At 72.9% G+C, this 17,849-nt stretch carries 2 protein-coding genes; both read left to right on the forward strand.

Translation table 11 applies throughout. The annotated features are described in order from the left end of the window. Positions 1-38 precede the first annotated feature (38 nt). Positions 39-7,844, forward strand: a complete 7,806-nt coding sequence (locus ACIBUY_RS41275; protein ID WP_399155427.1) for an amino acid adenylation domain-containing protein — start codon at positions 39-41, stop codon at positions 7,842-7,844. Beyond that, positions 7,841-17,845, forward strand: a complete 10,005-nt coding sequence (locus tag ACIBUY_RS41280) for an amino acid adenylation domain-containing protein (RefSeq protein WP_399155428.1) — start codon at positions 7,841-7,843, stop codon at positions 17,843-17,845. Before ACIBUY_RS41275 ends, ACIBUY_RS41280 begins: the two co-directional genes overlap by 4 nt. Positions 17,846-17,849 lie beyond the last annotated feature (4 nt).

The raw sequence follows: 17,849 nt of genomic DNA on the forward strand, positions 1-17,849 counted from the left end.
ACGACCCGCTCACTGGTACTGCCGATTTTGGAGACTCAATGATCCCGTTGTCGTTCGCGCAGCGTCGGCTGTGGTTCGTGGACCGGTTCGAAGGCCCTTCGCCGACGTACAACGGTGCGTTCGCCTTGCGGCTGACCGGTGAGCTGGACGCGGACGCGCTGCAGGCGGCGCTCCGCGACGTCATCGACCGGCACGAGGTGCTGCGCACGGTGATCGTCGAGGACGACGCCGGCGTACCGCACCAGCAGGTCCTCGCGTCCGGGGAGCAGCCGTTCGTGCTGCCGGTCGTCGAGGCCGGCCGCGAGGAGGAGCGGGCCGCGGCGGTCGACGAGGTCGCCACCCGCACCTTCGACCTGGCCGCCGACGCGCCGATCCGCGCCCGCCTGGTGCGCAGCGGGCCCGAGGACCACACGCTGGTCGTCGTCGCCCACCACATCGCGGTGGACGGCGAGTCCTTCGGGCCGCTGTTCCGCGACCTGACCACGGCGTACGCGGCCCGCCGCGAGGGCGGCGCCCCGACGTGGGAGCCGCTGCCGGTGCAGTACGCGGACTACACGCTGTGGCAGCGCGACATGCTCGGCGACGAGTCCGACCCGACCAGCCTGTCCGCCCGCCAACTGGCTTACTGGCGCGAGACGTTGGCCGATCTGCCGCAACCCATCGACCTGCCCACGGACCGCCCGCGGCCGCGGGTGATCAGCCCCGAGGGCGACCGCGTCGAGTTCGACATCGACCCCGTGCTCCTCGGCGCCGTGGAGAAGCTCGCCACGGAGGCCGACACCACGGTGTCGATGGTCATGCACGCGACGCTCGCGGTGCTCCTGCACCACCTCGGCAGCGGCAGCGACCTCTCCATCGGCGCACCGATCACGGACCGCACCGACGAGGAACTGCGCGACCTCGTCGGGTTCTTCGTCAACACCTGGGTGCTCCGCGTCGACCTCGAGGGCAACCCGAGCTTCCGCGGACTGCTCCAGCAGGTGCGGGACAGCTCCCTGGCCGCGTACGAGAACCAGGACATGCCCTTCGAGCGGCTCGTGGAGCTGCTCAACCCGGACCGGTCGACCGCCTTCAACCCGTTCTTCCAGGTCATGCTCTCCTGGCAGCCGCCCGTGCCGGACATGGCCCTGCCGGGACTCGGCGTGCGCACCGAGCGCCTGGAGACCTCGACCGCCAAGTTCGACCTGTTCTTCGACCTGCTGCCCGACAACTCGGGCGGTGCGCACTGCCGTCTGGAGTACGCCACCAGCCTGTTCGACCGGGGCACGGCCGAGTCCATCGCGCAGCGGTTCGTCCGGGTGCTCGGCCGGGTCGCCGCCGACCCGGAGCGCACCATCGGCACGCTCGACGTGCTGGACGCGGCCGAGCGGGAGCAGCTGCTCACCACGTTCAACGACACCTCGACCCCCCTGGACGCGCTGACGGTTCCCGAGCTGCTCGAGCGCCAGGTGGCCCGCACCCCGGACGCTCCGGCGCTGGTGTGCGAGGACCGGACCCTGACCTACCGCGAGCTCGACGACCGGGCGAACGCCGTCGCGTGGGAGCTGCTGCGCCGCGGCGCCGGACCCGAGGACCTGGTCGTCCTCGCCCTGCCGCGCACCGAGGACCTGGTCGCCGGCCTGCTCGGCATCCTCAAGTCCGGGGCCGGCTACCTGCCGGTGGACCCGACGTACCTCGCCGGGCGCGCCGAGAGCGTACTGGCCGAGGCGCGCCCCCGGTTCGCGGTCACCGACACCGCGACCTGGCAGGAGCTGCCCGCGAACGACATGTCGAGCGTCAACCTCGACGAGCGCGCGCACTGGGACACCCCCGCGGGCGCGCCGGGCGACGCGGACCGGACCGCGCCGCTTGGCCCCGACAACCTCGCGTACGTGATGTACACCTCCGGCTCCACGGGCAAGCCGAAGGGCGCGACGATCACCCACCGCGGCATCGTCAACGGCGTACAGGAGCTGGTGCGCGTCCTCGACGCCCCGCCCGCCTGGCGGATGCTGTCGGGCACCTCGGTCAACTTCGACGTCTCCGTCTTCGAGCTGCTGACCACGCTGTCCACCGGCGGCACCGCGGAGGTCGTACCGAACGCGCTGGTGCTCGCCGAGCGCGACGGCTGGGACGGCCACGTGCTCAGCGGCGTCCCGTCCGTGCTCGGCGAACTGGTCGGGCACCTGGACAGGGCGACCGACATCCGCACCGTCGTCTTCGCGGGCGACGTGCTCCCGGCCCGCCTGGTGCGCCAGGTGCGCGAGGCGCTGCCCGGCGTGCAGATCGTCAACTCCTATGGCCAGAGCGAGAGTTTCTACGCGACCACGTACTGTCTCGGGGGCTCCGAGGAGTGGCCCGAGGACAGCGACGTCGCCCCCATCGGCGTCCCGCTGGGCAACATGCGCGCCTACGTGCTCGGCCCCGGGCTCGCCCCGGCGCCGCAGGGCGTGATCGGCGAGCTGTACGTGGCGGGCACCTGCCTGGGCCGCGGCTACCACGACCGCCCCGGCCTGACCGCCGAACGCTACGTGGCCAGCCCGTTCGGTCCCGCGGGCGAGCGCATGTACCGCACCGGCGACCTGGCCCGCTGGAACGCGCGCGGCCAGCTCGAGTGCGTCGGCCGCGCCGACGGCCAGGTGAAGGTGCGCGGCTTCCGCATCGAGACCGCCGAGGTCGAAGCGGCCATCACGCAGCACCCCGGCATCAGCGAGGCCGTCGTCATCAGCCGCGAGGTGCCCGCGGGCGGCAAGCGGCTCGTCGCCTACGTCGTGCACACCGGCGAGGGCGCCGTCGGCGACGACGGCGCCGGCGGCATCGGCGACGTGGACGTGCAGTCCGGTGCGTCGGCCGCCGAACTGCGCAAGTTCGTCGCGGCCCGGCTGCCCGACTACATGGTGCCCGCGGCCTTCGTGGTCCTCGGCCGCCTGCCGCTCGGCCCGACCGGCAAGCTGGACCGCAAGGCCCTGCCCGAGCCGGAGTTCCTGGGCGAGACCTACCGGGAGCCGCGCACCGAGACCGAGAAGACCATCACCGCCGCGTACGCGGACGTGCTCGGCGTCGACCGCGTCGGCGTCGACGACGACTTCTTCGCCGTCGGCGGCGACAGCCTGCGCTCCATCCAGGTGGTGGCACGGGTGCGGGCCGCCGGCCTGACCGTCACCACCCGCGAGATCTTCGAGTGCCGCACCGCGGCCCGGCTCGCCGAGGCGGTCGCGGACCGCCGCGACCAGGCACCCGTCCTCGCGGAGGACGAGCGCGGCGGCGTCGGCCCGATGCCGCTGCAGCCGGTCGCCCGGCACATCTTCGAACAGGGCGTCGGGATCGACCGGTTCGCCATGTCGATGGTCCTCGAACTGCCCACGGGCATCGACGCGGACGGGCTCGCCGCCGTGCTGGACGCCGTGCTCGACCGGCACGACCTGCTGCGCGCCCGCCTGGTCCGCGACGGTGAACTCTCCCTCGACGTACGGGAGAAGGGCGCCGTGCGCGCCGCCGACCTGATCCACCGGGTCGACTGCGCCGGCACCTGGGACGACCCGGCGTCGCTCGACGCGGCGCGGGCCGAGCTCGAGGCCTCGGCCGGGCGGCTCGACCCGGAGGCCGGGACGATGGCCGACTTCGTCTGGTTCGCCGCGGACTCCGGCGAGGGCAGGCTCCTCGTCGTGCTGCACCACCTGGTGGTGGACGGCGTCTCCTGGCGGATCCTGATGTCGGACTTCGCCGAGGCCTGGCAGGACGTCCGCGCGGGCCGCACACCCGAGCTGCCCGCCGTCGGGACCTCCGCGCGGCGCTGGGCCTCGTCCCTGGAGGACGCGGCGCTCTCCCCGGAGCGGGAGGCCGAACTCACCTACTGGCGCGACCTGTTGGAGGCGCCCAACCCGCCGCTCGGCACGCGCGCCTTCGACCCGGCCGTGGACCTGTGGTCGACGGTCGACACCGTACGGATGGAGCTGCCCGCCGAGGTCACCGAGGCCGTACTGACCACGCTCCCCGCCGCGTTCAAGGCCACCGCGACCGACGTCCTGCTCGCCGCGCTCGGCCTCGCGCTGAACCGGTGGCGCGGCGCGGACCGCTCGACGCTGGTCCGCCTGGAGGGGCACGGCCGCGAGGAGGACGTCGTCCCCGGCGCCGACCTGTCCAGGACCGTCGGCTGGTTCACCGCCATGTACCCGGCCCGCATCGACGTCGACGGCGTCGACCTGGCCGACGTCCTCGCGGGCGGCCCCGCCGCGGGCCGGGCCGTCAAGCGGGTCAAGGAGCAGCTGCGCGGCATCCCGGACAAGGGCATGGGCTACGCGCTGCTGCGCTGGCTCAACGAGGAGACCGGCGAGCAGCTCGCCGAACTCCCGGTGCCCCAGATCGGGTTCAACTACCTCGGCCGGATCTCCGCCACCGACGTGCCCGAGCACCTGCGCGCCGACGGCTGGGGCCCGGCGTCCTGGTCCTCCGAACTGATCGCGCTGCCCGACCCGGACCTGCCCGCCCTGTCCGCGCTCGAAGTCAACTCGGTCGCCACGGACACCGCCGACGGCACCTGCCTGCAAGCGGCGTTCATGTTCGCGACGGGGGTGCTGTCCCGGGAGCGGGCCACCGAACTGGCCGGGCTGTGGGCCGAGGTGCTGCACGGCGTGGCCGCGCACGCCGCACGCCCGAACATCGGCGGGCTCACCCCGTCGGACGCGCCACTGGTCAAGGTCGGGCAGGCCGAGATCGAGGCCTGGGAGCAGCGCTACGGCCGGCTCGTCGAGGTGTGGCCGCAGGCCCCCGGGCAGTCCGGCATCCAGTTCCAGGCCGCGCTCGCCGACGGCGCCTTCGACGTCTACCACATGCAGTTCGTGCTCCACATATCCGGCCCGGTGGACCCTGCCCGGATGCGGGCGGCGGGACAGGCCCTGATCGAGCGGTACCCGAACCTGCGCTCCGCGTTCCTCGCCACCGCCGACGGGGACCCCGTCCAGATCGTCGCCGAGCACGTCGCCATCCCCTGGCGGCACCTGGACCTGACCGGCCGCGGCGAGGCCGAGCAGGACGCGGCGCTCGACCAGGCCCTCGCCGACGACCGCGCCGACCAGCTCGACCCGGCCCGGCCGCCGCTGATCCGCCTGGCCCTGCTGACCTGCGGGCCGCAGCAGGCCAAGCTCATCATCACGGCGCACCACACCCTGTTCGACGGCTGGTCGTCGCCGCTGGTCATCACCGACCTGATCCGCCTGTACGCCCAGGCACAGCAGCTGGCCCCGGTCCGCAGCTACGGCGACTACCTGGGCTGGCTCGCCGCGCAGGACCGGGACGCCTCGGCCGCCCGCTGGAGCGCCGAGCTCGAAGGGTTCGAGCAGCCGACCCTGGTGGCCCCGGACAAGCCGATCGGGGAGGAGGCCTCCTCCCTCGGCCGCGTCGAGGTGCCCTGGTCGATCGACCAGGGACGCGAACTCTCCCGCCGCGCCGCGGAACTCGGCGTCACCCTCAACACGCTGCTGCAGGGCGCCTGGGCGGTCCTCCTCGCGAAGCTGACCGGGCAGCAGGACGTGGTGTTCGGCGCCGCCGTCAACGGCCGCCCCGCCGAGCTGACCGGCTCCGACGAAATGGTCGGCCTGTTCGTCAACACCCTGCCGATCAGGGCGCTGGCCCGGCCGGGCGACAGCCTCGCCACCGTCATCACCGAACTGCAGAGGCGACAGACCGCCCTCCTGGACGACCACTACTACGGGCTGTCCGACATCCAGCGCAACGTCGGCCTGTCCGCCCTGTTCGACACGATCGTCGTCTTCGAGAACTACCCGATCGACCGCGAGGGCATCGTCGACGCGAACAGCGACGCGGGCTTCACGATCGACGCGATCCGCCCGTTCGCGGGCTCGCACTACCCGCTCACCCTCAACTCCTCCGACCCGTACCTGCGGCTGTCCCTCGACTACAAGAAGGACCTGTACGAGCGGGCCGACGCCGAAGCGGTCGGCGCCCGCCTGGTCCGCGTCCTGGAACAGGTCCTCGCCGACCCGCAGACCCCGGTCGCCGCCGTCGACGTACTGACGGAGCAGGAGCGGGACCGGCTGGTGCGGCAGGTCAACGACACCGCGCACCCGGTGACCGCGGACACCCTGCCCGACGCGTTCGAGGCGCAGGTGGCGCGCGACCCCGAGCGGATCGCCCTGATCGGCGAGCAGGAGACGCTGACCTACGACGCGTTCAACCGGCGGGCCAACCGGCTCGCGCACTGGCTGGTCGAACAGGGCGCGGGCCCCGAGCAGTTGGTCGCCGTCAAGATCCCGCGCTCCGTCGACCTGATGGTCGCGATCTACGCCGTCGTGAAGGCCGGTGCCGCCTACGTGCCGGTGGACCCGGAGCTGCCCGACGACCGCGTCCAGCACGTCCTCGACAGCGCACGGCCACTGCTGGTCCTCGACGAGACGCTGCCCGACGCGTCCGTCCTGGCGCGGTACCCGGACACGAACCCGCGGCGCACCCTGAGCCCGGACAACGCCGCGTACGCCATCTACACCTCCGGTTCCACCGGCGGCCCCAAGGGTGTCCTCGTCGCCCACCGGTCGATCAACAACCGGCTGAAGTGGGGGCTCGCGCACTTCGACGTCGGGGTCGAGGACCGGGTGCTGCTGTCCACGACGGCCAGCTTCGACGTGTCGGTGCCGGAGCTGTTCGCACCGCTGCAGGCCGGCGCCGCCGTCGTCATCGCCCGCCCGGACGGCCGCCGCGACCCCGCCTACCTCGCCGAACTGATCCGCAGCGAGCGGGTCACCGGCGCGGACTTCGTGCCCTCCCTGCTCGAGGCGTTCCTCGCCGAACCCGCGGCCGCGCAGTGCACGAGCCTGCGCTGGATCGAGGTCGCGGGCGAGGCCTTCCCGCCCGCACTCGCCAACAAGGCCGTCGAGGTGCTGCCCGGCTGCGGGGTGCACAACCTCTACGGACCCACCGAGGCGTCCGTCGAGGTCACCGCCTACCAGCACGTGCCCGGTGCGGACCGGGTGCCGATCGGCGCCCCCGTCTGGAACACCCAGGTGTACGTCCTGGACGCGGCGCTGCGCCCGGTCGCGCCCGGCGTCACCGGCGAGCTGTACCTCGCGGGCACCGGGCTCGCGCGCGGCTACCTCGGCGAGCCGGGCCTGACCTCGAACCGGTTCGTCGCCTGCCCCTACGGCGCCCCCGGCACCCTGATGTACCGCACCGGCGACGTCGTGCGCTGGAACCAGGACGACCAGGTCGAGTACATCGGCCGCGCCGACTTCCAGGTGAAGGTCCGCGGGTTCCGCATCGAACTCGGCGAGATCGAGGGGGCGTTGACCGCGCAGGACGACGTCGACAGCGCGGTGGCCGTCGTGCGCGAGGACCGCGAGGGCGACCAGCGCCTCGTCGCCTACGTCGTACCGGTCAGGGGCAAGGAGGCCGCGGCGCTCGACGTCACGGCCCTGACCGACGGGCTGCGCGAGCACCTGCCGGAGTACATGGTCCCGTCGGCGATCGTGCCGCTCGCCCAACTGCCCACGACACCCAGCGGAAAGCTCGACCGCAAGGCACTGCCCGCACCGGACTACACCGAGGAGACGACGGGCCGCGGGCCGACCAACCCGACGGAGGAAGTCCTCTGCCGCCTGTTCTCCGAGCTGCTCGACCTGCCGGAGGTCGGCATCGACCTCGACTTCTTCAGCCACGGCGGGCACTCCCTGCTGGCCACCAAGCTGGTCGGCCGGATCCGCAACGAGCTGAACGCCGAAGTGAAGGTCACGACCGTGTTCCGCAATCGGACCGTCGCCCAACTGGCGGTCCAGATCGCGCAGCCGGCCGCGTCGAACCGCCCCCGGCTGCGTCCCAAGCTGGGCCAGATGACCGTTGAGGAGACGCGTCGATGATCCCTCTGTCCTTCGCCCAGCGCCGGTTGTGGTTCCTCCACCGCCTGGAGGGCGCGACCGCGACCTACAACATCCCGTTCGTGATGCGCCTGGACGGGCGGCTCGACACGGCGGCGCTCGCCGCGGCCGTGATGGACGTCGCCACCCGGCACGAGACGCTGCGCACCCTGATCGTCGAGAGCGCGGACGGCACGCCGGAACAGCGCATCCTGCCCCCGCAGGAGGCCGCCATCCCGTTCCGGGTGGTCGACGTGGCCCCCGACGACGTGGACGCCGCGCTGCACGAGGCCCTCAGCCAGGGCTTCGACCTGGACACCGAACTGCCGCTGCGCACCACGGTGTTCCGCGTCGCCCCGCAGGAGCACGTCCTCGTCTTCGTGTTCCACCACATCGCGGCGGACGGCTCCTCGATGGGCCCGTTCGTCCGGGACCTGGTGACGGCGTACGGGGCCCGCCACGGCGGCGGCGCCCCGCAGTGGGAGCCGCTGCCGGTCCAGTACAAGGACTACACGCTGTGGCAGCGCCAGCTGCTCGGCGAGGAGGGCGACCCGGACAGCGTCGCCGCCTCCCAACTCGCCTACTGGCGCGATGAGCTGGAAGGAGTGCCGCAGCCGGTGCAGCTGCCGCTGGACCGGCCGCGGCCGACCGTGGCGGGCCACGAGGGCGGCCACGTCGAGTTCCTCCTCAAGCCCGAACTGGTCGCGGGCCTCGGCAAGTTGGCCGGGGACCGCGGTGCGACGACCCCGATGGTGGCCCAGGCCGCGCTCGCGGTGCTCCTCAACAAGGTGGGCGGCGGCGAGGACCTCACGGTCGGCAGCCCGATCGAGGGACGCACCGACGACGCCCTCGACGACCTCGTCGGGTTCTTCGTCAACACCTGGGTGCTGCGCGCCGACCTGGCGCACGACCCGACGTTCGGGCAGCTGGTGGAGCAGGCGCGGGACAAGGCCCTCGCCGCGTACGACAACCAGGACGTGCCCTTCGAGTGGCTGGTCGAGCTGCTCAACCCGGACCGCTCCACCTCGTACCAGCCGCTGTTCCAGACCATGCTGGCCTGGCAGTTCGTCTGGTCGGAGCTGACGATGCCGGGCCTGCGGGTGACGCCGGTCCCGGTGGGCACCGACACCGCGAAGTTCGACCTGTTCTTCAACGTCGTCCCGGACGCGACCGGACGCGCGCACGGCCGGCTCGAGTACGCGGCGGAACTCTTCGACCACGAGACGGCCGTCAGCATCGTCGACCGGTTCGTGCGCATCCTGGAGCAGGTCGTCGCCGACCCCGGGATCCGCCTCGCCGACATCGACGTGCTCGCCGCCGACGAGCAGCGGTGGCTGCTCGGCACGGCCAACGACACGGCCGAGCCGACCCTCGAGCCCGGCCTGATCGAGACGGTGGCCCGGCAGGCGCAGGCCACCCCCGACGCCGCCGCGGTCATCGGCGAGGAAGAGGCGCTGACGTATGGCGAGTTGGACGCGCGGGCCAACCGCCTCGCGCACTGGCTCATCGGCCGTGGCGTCCGCCCGGAGTCGCTGGTCGCGGTCGCCCTGCCCCGCTCGGTGGACCTGGTGGTCGCGCTGCTCGCGGTGCAGAAGGCGGGCGCGGCCTACATACCCATCGACCCGGACCACCCGCAGTCCCGCATCGACTACATCCTCGAAGACGCGGCGCCGGTCCTCGTCCTCGACGCCGAGACGCTGTCGGGCGCGGACCTCTCCGCCCAGCCGGACACGGCCCCGGACGTCGTCATACGCCCGGACAGCACGGCGTACGTCATCTACACGTCGGGCTCCACCGGCAAGCCGAAGGGCGTCGCCGTTCCGCACGGCGCACTCGACAACTTCCTTGCCACGATGGGCCGTCGGGTCCCGCTGACCGCGGCCGACCGCTGGCTCGCCGTGACCACGGTCTCCTTCGACATCGCCGGTCTCGAGCTGTACCTGCCGCTCATCTCCGGCGCGGCCGTCGTGCTCGCGGGCAAGGACACCGTCACCGACCCGACGGCCCTGGTCGCGACGGTGCGCCGCCACGAGGTCTCGGTCGTGCAGGCCACGCCCGCCTTCTGGCAGATGCTCCTCATGCACGAGCCCAAGGCCGGCAGCGGCCTGCGCATCCTGGTCGGCGGCGAGGCCCTCCCGGCGCAGCTGGCGGAGACGCTGGCGGACCAGGCGGCCGACGTACTCAACGTGTACGGCCCGACCGAGACGACGATCTGGTCGACGAGCGCGCCGGTCGAGCCCGGAGTGAGCGTCGCGATCGGTGCGCCGATCGGCAACACCCAGGTGTACGTGCTGGATTCGCGCCTGCGGCCGGTGCCGCGCGGCGTGCAGGGCGAGCTCTACATCGCCGGTGACGGTCTCGCGCGCGGCTACCAGGGCCGGCCGGAGCTGACGTCGGAGCGGTTCGTCGCCTGCCCGTTCGGCCCGGCCGGTGCGCGGATGTACCGCACGGGTGACCTGGTGCGCTGGGGCAGGGACGGGCGCCTGGAGTACATCGGGCGCACCGACTTCCAGGTCAAGGTCCGCGGATTCCGCATCGAGCTGGGCGAGATCGAGAACGTACTCGCCACGCACGAAGGCGTCGCCCAGGCCGTGGTCGTGGTCCGCGAGGACGCGCAGGACGACAAGCGCATCGTCGGCTACGTCGTCCCCGAGCCGAACGCCGCCGTCACCGACGCCGAGGCGCAGGTCGACGAGTGGCGCCAGGTCTACGACGACAGCTACATCGAGTCCGAGGACGAGGCGCTCGGCGAGGACTTCGACCTGTGGAAGTCCTCCTACGACGGTGAGCCGATCCCGCTGGAGCAGATGCAGGAGTGGCAGGACGCCGCGGTGGCGCAGGTCCTCGAGGCCGCGCCGCGCAAGGTTCTTGAACTCGGCGTCGGATCCGGCCTGTTGCTGGCGAAGATCGTCGATCACGTCGACGAGTTCTGGGGCACCGACCTGTCCGCGCCGGTCGTGGACCGCGTCCGCGCGCAGGCCGACGCGGCGGGTTACGGCGACCGGGTGCACCTCAGCGCCCAGCCCGCCGACGACGTGACGGGGCTGCCGAAGGGCGCGTTCGACGCGGTCCTCCTGAACTCCGTCGTCCAGTACTTCCCGAGCGTCGAGTACCTCGACCAGGTGCTGCGCCAGGCGCTCGAACTCGTCGCCCCCGGCGGCCGGTTGATCGTCGGTGACGTCCGCAACGCCGCCACCGTACGGCTGCTGCTCACCGCGATGCAGCGCGCCGCCCACCCCCATGCCTCGTACGACGAGCTGCGGACCCTGGTGGAGAAGGCGGTGCTCGCCGAGCGCGAACTCGTCGTCGCCCCCGAGTGGTTCACCGACTGGGCGGCGGGCCGCCCCCTCGGCGTCGACATCCGGATCAAGTCCGCCGAGGCGCACAACGAGCTGAGCCGGCACCGCTACGAGGTCATCCTGCACAAGGACCCCGCCGACGTCCTCGACGTGGCCGACGTGCCCACGGTGCCGTGGAGCGGGCAGGTCGCCGACCTCGTGGCCCTCGGCGAGCACGTCGAGCAGGCGGGCCCGACCCGCGTGCCCGGCATCCCGAACGCGCGGCTCACCGAAGAGGCCAACCTCGCCGTCACGGCCGGTGTCCTCGACCCGGTGACGCTGCCCGCCAAGCCCGCCGACCCGGAGGAACTGCGGGCCCTGGCACGCGAACACGGCTGGGAAGCGGTCATCACCTGGTCCGGCGAGGACGCCCGCACCTTCGACCTGGTGCTGCTGCCCCGGCGCGACGCCGGGCGGCGCACCGTCACCGGCGCGTTCGTCGCCGGTACGCACGGCGGGCGGATCCGGGCGAACGACCCCGGGCTCGCCAAGGCCATCGGCCCGCTGCTCGCCGCGCTGCCCGAGTACCTGCGCGGGAAGCTGCCGGACTACATGGTGCCCACCGCCGTCGTCCCGCTCTCGCAGATCCCGCTCACCCCGAACGGCAAGCTCAACCGGCGGATGCTGCCGCCGCCCGACTACGCCCAGGTCGCGACCGGCCGGGCACCCCGCAACGAGCGCGAGCGGCTGTTCTGCGAACTGTTCGCCGAGGTCCTCGGCCTGGGCAGCGTCGGCATCGACGACGACTACTTCGCCCTCGGCGGCGACAGCATCCGCTCCATCCAGGTCGTCGCCCGTGCCAAGACCCGCGGCGAAGAGGTCAGCGTCCGCGAGATCTTCGAGCACCGCACGGTCGCCAGGATCGCCGAACTGCTCGACGAGCGCGACGAGGAGAGCTCGGCCCTGGTCGAGCTGCCCGGCGGCGGCACCGGCTGGGCCCCGCTGACCCCCGCGGCACACGCCGTCGCGCTCGACGCGGGCGGCGACCCGTCCTGCACCGCCCGGGTGCTCACCCTGCCCGCGGGCATCGACCGCGCCGAGCTCGTCGCCGCGGTGCGGGCCGTCCTCGACCAGCACGACGTGCTCCGCGCCCGCTTCGACCGCCTGGACCGGGCCGAGCCCGGCCTGCACATCGAGCCGCCCGAGGCCGTGGACGCCGAGGCGCTGCTGACCGAGGTCCCCTGGGACGACGCCGCCGCCGACGGCGACGCCGTTCGGACCCAACTCGACGCAGCGGCACGCCGGTTGGACCCCGACGCGGGGATCATGACGCAGTTCGTGCGGCTCACCGGGGGACCGGACGCCGACCGGCTGCTGATCGTCGCGCACCGGCTGGTCGTCGACCGCGCCTCCTGGCGGATCCTCGTCCCCGACCTGGTCAGCGCCTGGCGGCAGGTGCACGACGGACAGACCCCGGTGCTGCCCCGCGTGGGCACGTCGCTGCGCCGCTGGGCGCACGCCCTCGCCGAGGAGGCGGCCGACCCGGAGCGCAGGGCCGAACTGCCCGAGTGGCAGCGGGTGTTGCGCACCGACGAGCCGCTGCTCGGCGCCCGGGAGCCGGACCCCGCGCGCGACACCGCCGCCACCGTGGACACGCTCCGCGTCGAGCTGCCGGCCGAGGTCACGGACACCCTCCTCGACCGGCTGCCCGAGAGGTTCCGCGCCGGTGCCGACGACGCCCTGCTCACCGGCCTCGCCCTGGCGCTCGCCCGCTGGCACGAGCTGCGCGGCCGCACGGCGCCGGCCGCCGTGGTCCGGCTCGAGGGGCCCGACCGCGACGGGCTCGTGGTGCCGGGCGCCGACCTGTCCCACACCGTCGGGCAGCTCGCCACGGTCTTCCCCGCCCGCCTGGACGTCGCGGGCATCGACGTGGCGGACGCGTTCGCCGGCGGCGCGGCCGCGGGCCGGGCGCTCAAGACCGTCAAGGAGCAGCTGCGCGCGGTGCCGGACCACGGCATCGGCTACGGCCTGCTGCGCCACCTCGACGCGGAGACCGCCGCCGGTTTCGCCGACGACCGCACCCCGCGGATCGGCTTCACCTACCACGGCGCGACCACGGCCGAGCGGCTTCCCGACGAGCTGCACGACCTGGGCTGGGAGCTGGACACCACGCACCAGGAGCAGGCCGCGGGCCCCGAACGGCACAGGCCGGTGCGGGCCGCGCTGGAGATCGACGCCCACGCCATCGCAACGCCCGAGGGCGACCGGCTCACCGCCACCTTCGGCTTCCCGGCCGGTGTCCTCACCCGCGACGAGGTCAGTGAACTCGCCGGGCACTGGGTCGAGGCACTGACCGGCCTGGCCCGGCACGCCGCGCGCCCCGACGCCGGCGGGCTCACCCCGTCCGACGCGCCGCTGGTCGCGGTGGGCCAGGGCGAGATCGACACCTGGCAGGAGCGGTTCGGCCGGCTCGGCGAGGTGTGGCCGGTGACCCCGGCCCAGTCCGGGCTGCTGTTCCACGCGATGCTCGCCGGGGCCGAGTTCGACGTCTACCACATGCAGCTCGTCTTCCACATGACGGGCGAGGTCGACCCGGAGCGGATGCACCGGGCCGGTCAGGCCCTGCTCGGCCGCTACACCAACCTCCGCGCGGCCTTCGTCAACTCGGCGGACGGCGACGTGGTGTCCGTGGTCCCCGAGTCGGTCGAACTGCCGTGGCAGCACCAGGACCTGACCTCTCTCGCCGAGGACGAGCGGGTCGAGACGTTCGAGCGGTTCCTCGTCGAGGACCGGGCCACCCACTTCGACGTGGGCACCCCGCCGCTGATCCGCCTCGCCCTCGTCGTGCTCGAACAGGACCGGGCCGAGCTGGTGCTCACCGCCCACCACGTCCTGTTCGACGGCTGGTCGACGCCGCTGCTGATGCGCGACCTGCTGCTGCTGTACGCGGCCGACGGCGACGCGTCCGGCATGCCCCCGGCCCGCGACTTCGGCGAGTTCCTGACCTGGCGCTCCCGGCACGACCACCGGGAGTCCGCCCGCGCCTGGGCGGCCGAGCTGGAGGGCGTGGAGGAGCCCACCCTGCTCGTCCCGCAGGCCGTCGCCCAGCACGACTCGGGCGGTGTCGGGAACCTCGACGTGGAGCTCGAGGACATGAGCGGCCTGCTGCACCGGGCCGCGGAGCTCGGCGTCACGGTCAACACCCTGGTGCAGGGCGCCTGGGGCGTGATGCTCGCCAACCTCACCGGGCGCTCCGACATCGTGTTCGGCGCCACCGTGGCGGGCCGTCCCGCCGCCTTCATCGACGCCGACGACATGGTCGGCCTGTTCATCAACACCATCCCGGTCCGGGTGCGCTGCGAGTGGGGGAGCACCTTCGCGGAACTCCTCGCCGAACTGCAGAACCGGCAGGTCGCGCTCCTCGACCACCACCACCACAGCCTGGTGGAGATCCAGCGGGCCACGGGCCTGAGCACCCTGTTCGACACCCTGGTGCTCTTCGAGTCCTTCCCGGTCGACCGGGAGGCCATCGTCGAGGCCAACTCCGAGGCCGGTGTGGCCATCACGGGGCTGCGGCCGTTCGCCGGTTCGCACTACCCGGTCACCCTGGCCGCGGCCTCCGAACCGGAGATCATGTTCGCCTTGCAGTACCAGCAGGACCTGCTCGACGAGAACGCGGCCGCCGACATCGTCGACCGGTTCGTGCGCATCCTGGAGCAGGTCGTCGCCGACCCCGGTGTACGGGTCGGAGACCTCGACGTGCTCGGTGCGCAGGAGCAGCGGTGGCTGCTCGGCACGGCCAACGACACGGCCGAGCCGACGCTCGAGCCGGGCCTGGTCGAGACGGTGGCCCGGCAGGCGCAGGCCACCCCCGACGCCGCCGCGGTCATCGGCGAGGAGAAGTCGCTCACGTACGGCGAGTTGGACGCGCGGGCCAACCGCCTCGCGCACTGGCTCATCGGCCGCGGCGTCCGCCCGGAGTCGCTGGTCGCGGTCTCGCTGCCCCGCTCGGTGGACCTGGTGGTCGCGCTGCTGGCGGTGCAGAAGGCGGGCGCGGCCTACATACCCATCGACCCGGACCACCCGCAGTCCCGCATCGACTACATCCTCGAAGACGCGGCGCCGGTCCTCGTCCTCGACGCCGGGACGCTGGCCGGTGCGGAGCTGTCCGCCCAGCCGGACACGGCCCCGGACGTCGTCATACGCCCGGACAGCACGGCGTACGTCATCTACACGTCGGGTTCGACGGGCAGGCCGAAGGGCGTCGCCGTCCCGCACGGGGCGTTGGCCAACTTCCTTGCCACGATGGGCCGTCGGGTCCCGCTGACCGCGGCCGACCGCTGGCTCGCCGTGACCACGGTCTCCTTCGACATCGCCGGTCTCGAGCTGTACCTGCCGCTCATCTCCGGCGCGGCCGTCGTGCTCGCGGGCAAGGACACCATCGCGCAGCCCTCGTCCGTCATGGCGGCACTGCGCCGCCACGAGGTCACGGTCGTGCAGGCCACGCCCGCCTTCTGGCAGATGCTCCTCATGGACGAGCCGAACGGCGCGCAGAACCTGCGCATCCTCGTCGGCGGCGAGGCCCTCCCGGCGCAGCTGGCGGAGACGCTGGCCGACCAGGCCGCCGAGGTGCTCAACATGTACGGGCCGACGGAGACCACCATCTGGTCGACGAGCGCGCCCGTCGAGCCGGGGACGAGCGTCGCGATCGGTGCGCCGATCGGCAACACCCAGGTGTACGTGCTGGATTCGCGCCTGCGGCCGGTGCCGCGCGGCGTGCAGGGCGAGCTCTACATCGCCGGTGACGGTCTCGCGCGCGGCTACCAGGGCCGGCCGGAGCTGACGTCGGAGCGGTTCGTCGCCTGCCCGTTCGGCCCGGCCGGTGCGCGGATGTACCGCACGGGTGACCTGGTGCGCTGGGGCCGGGACGGCCGACTCGAGTACATCGGGCGGACCGACTTCCAGGTCAAGGTCCGTGGTTTCCGCATCGAGCTGGGCGAGATCGAGAACGTCCTGTCCGCACACGAAGGCGTCGCCCAGGCCGTCGTCGTGGTCCGCGAGGACCAGCAGGACGACAAGCGCATCGTCGGCTACGTCGTCCCCGAACCGGACGCCGCGCTCGCCGAGGCCGACGCCCAGGTCGACGAGTGGCAGCAGGTCTACGACGACAGCTACGACAAGTCCAAGGACCAGGCCTGGGGCGAGGACTTCCAGCTGTGGAGGTCGACGTACGACGGCGTCCCGATCCCGCTCGAGCAGATGCAGGAGTGGCGGGACACCGCCGTGGCACTGGCCCTGGAGTCGGCCCCGCGCAAGGTCCTCGAAATCGGTGTCGGTTCCGGCCTGCTGATGGCGAAGATCGTCGGCGAGGTCGAGGAGTTCTGGGGCACCGACCTGTCCGCCCCGGTCGTGGACCGCGTCCGTGCGCAGGCCGAGCAGAACGGCTTCGGCGACCGGGTGCACCTCAGCGCCCAGCCCGCCGACGACATCACCGGACTGCCCAAGGGCGCGTTCGACGTCGTACTGATCAACTCGGTCATCCAGTACTTCCCGGGGGTCGAGTACCTGGACCAGGTGCTGCGCCAGTCACTCGAACTCGTCGCCCCCGGTGGGCGGTTGATCGTCGGTGACGTTCGCAACGCGACGACGCTGCGGCTGCTGCTCACCGCCGTCCAGCGCACCGCCCAGCCGCACGCCTCGCCCGAGGAGCTGCGGACCCTGGTCGAGAAGGCGCTGCTCGCCGAGCGCGAACTGGTCGTCGCCCCCGAGTGGTTCACCGCCTGGGCACAGGACCGGCCGCTCGGCGTCGACATCCGGCTCAAGACCGGGACCGCCCACAACGAGCTGACCCGGCACCGCTACGAGGTCGTCCTGCACAAGGAGCCGGCCGACCTCCTCGATCTGGCCGACGTTCCCGGGGTCACCTGGGGACACGAGGTGTCCGACCTCGCCGAGCTCGGCCACCGCCTCGACCGCACCGGCGAAGGACCGCTGCGGGTGACCGGGATACCCAACGCCCGGCTCACCGAGGAGGCCGCGGCCGCCACCACGGCGGGCGTGCTCAGCTCGGCCGCACCCGCCGGCCGGCCCGTCGAACCGGAGGACCTGCTGGTCTGGGCGCGACGGCACGGCCGCGAGGCCGTCCTCACCCTGTCCGGCGAGATCGCCCACGCCTTCGACGCGGTGCTGCTGCCCGAACGGCAGGCGGTCTCCGGCGCGTTCGTGCCCAGCGGCGTCGCCGGACGCATCCGGGCCAACAACCCGGGCCTGTCCCGCACCATCGGCCCGCTGCTCGCCGCGCTCCCCGAGTACCTGCGCGGGAAGCTGCCCGAGTACATGGTGCCGTCCACGGTCGTCCCGCTCTCCGAGATCCCGCTCACCCCCAACGGAAAGCTGAACCGGCGGGTCCTGCCACCGCCGGACTACGCACAGGTGTCGACCGGACGGGCGCCGCGCAACCAGCGCGAGGAGACCTTCTGCGCGCTGTTCGCCGAGGTGCTCGGGCTCGGCCGGGTCGGCATCGACGACGACTTCTTCGCCTTCGGCGGGCACTCCCTGCTGGCCACCCGGCTGATCAGCCGGGCCCGCGCCGAGATGGGCATCGAAATACCTGTCCGAAAGATCTTCGACTTGCCGACACCGGCCGCGCTCGCCGCGTGGTCGGAGGAACCACCCGCGGCCGCACGTCGCCGCCCCGGTTTGCGCAAGATGACCGTAGAGGAGTAACGAT

The organism is Streptomyces sp. NPDC050085 (assembly GCF_044460595.1).
Lineage (GTDB): Bacteria > Actinomycetota > Actinomycetes > Streptomycetales > Streptomycetaceae > Streptomyces.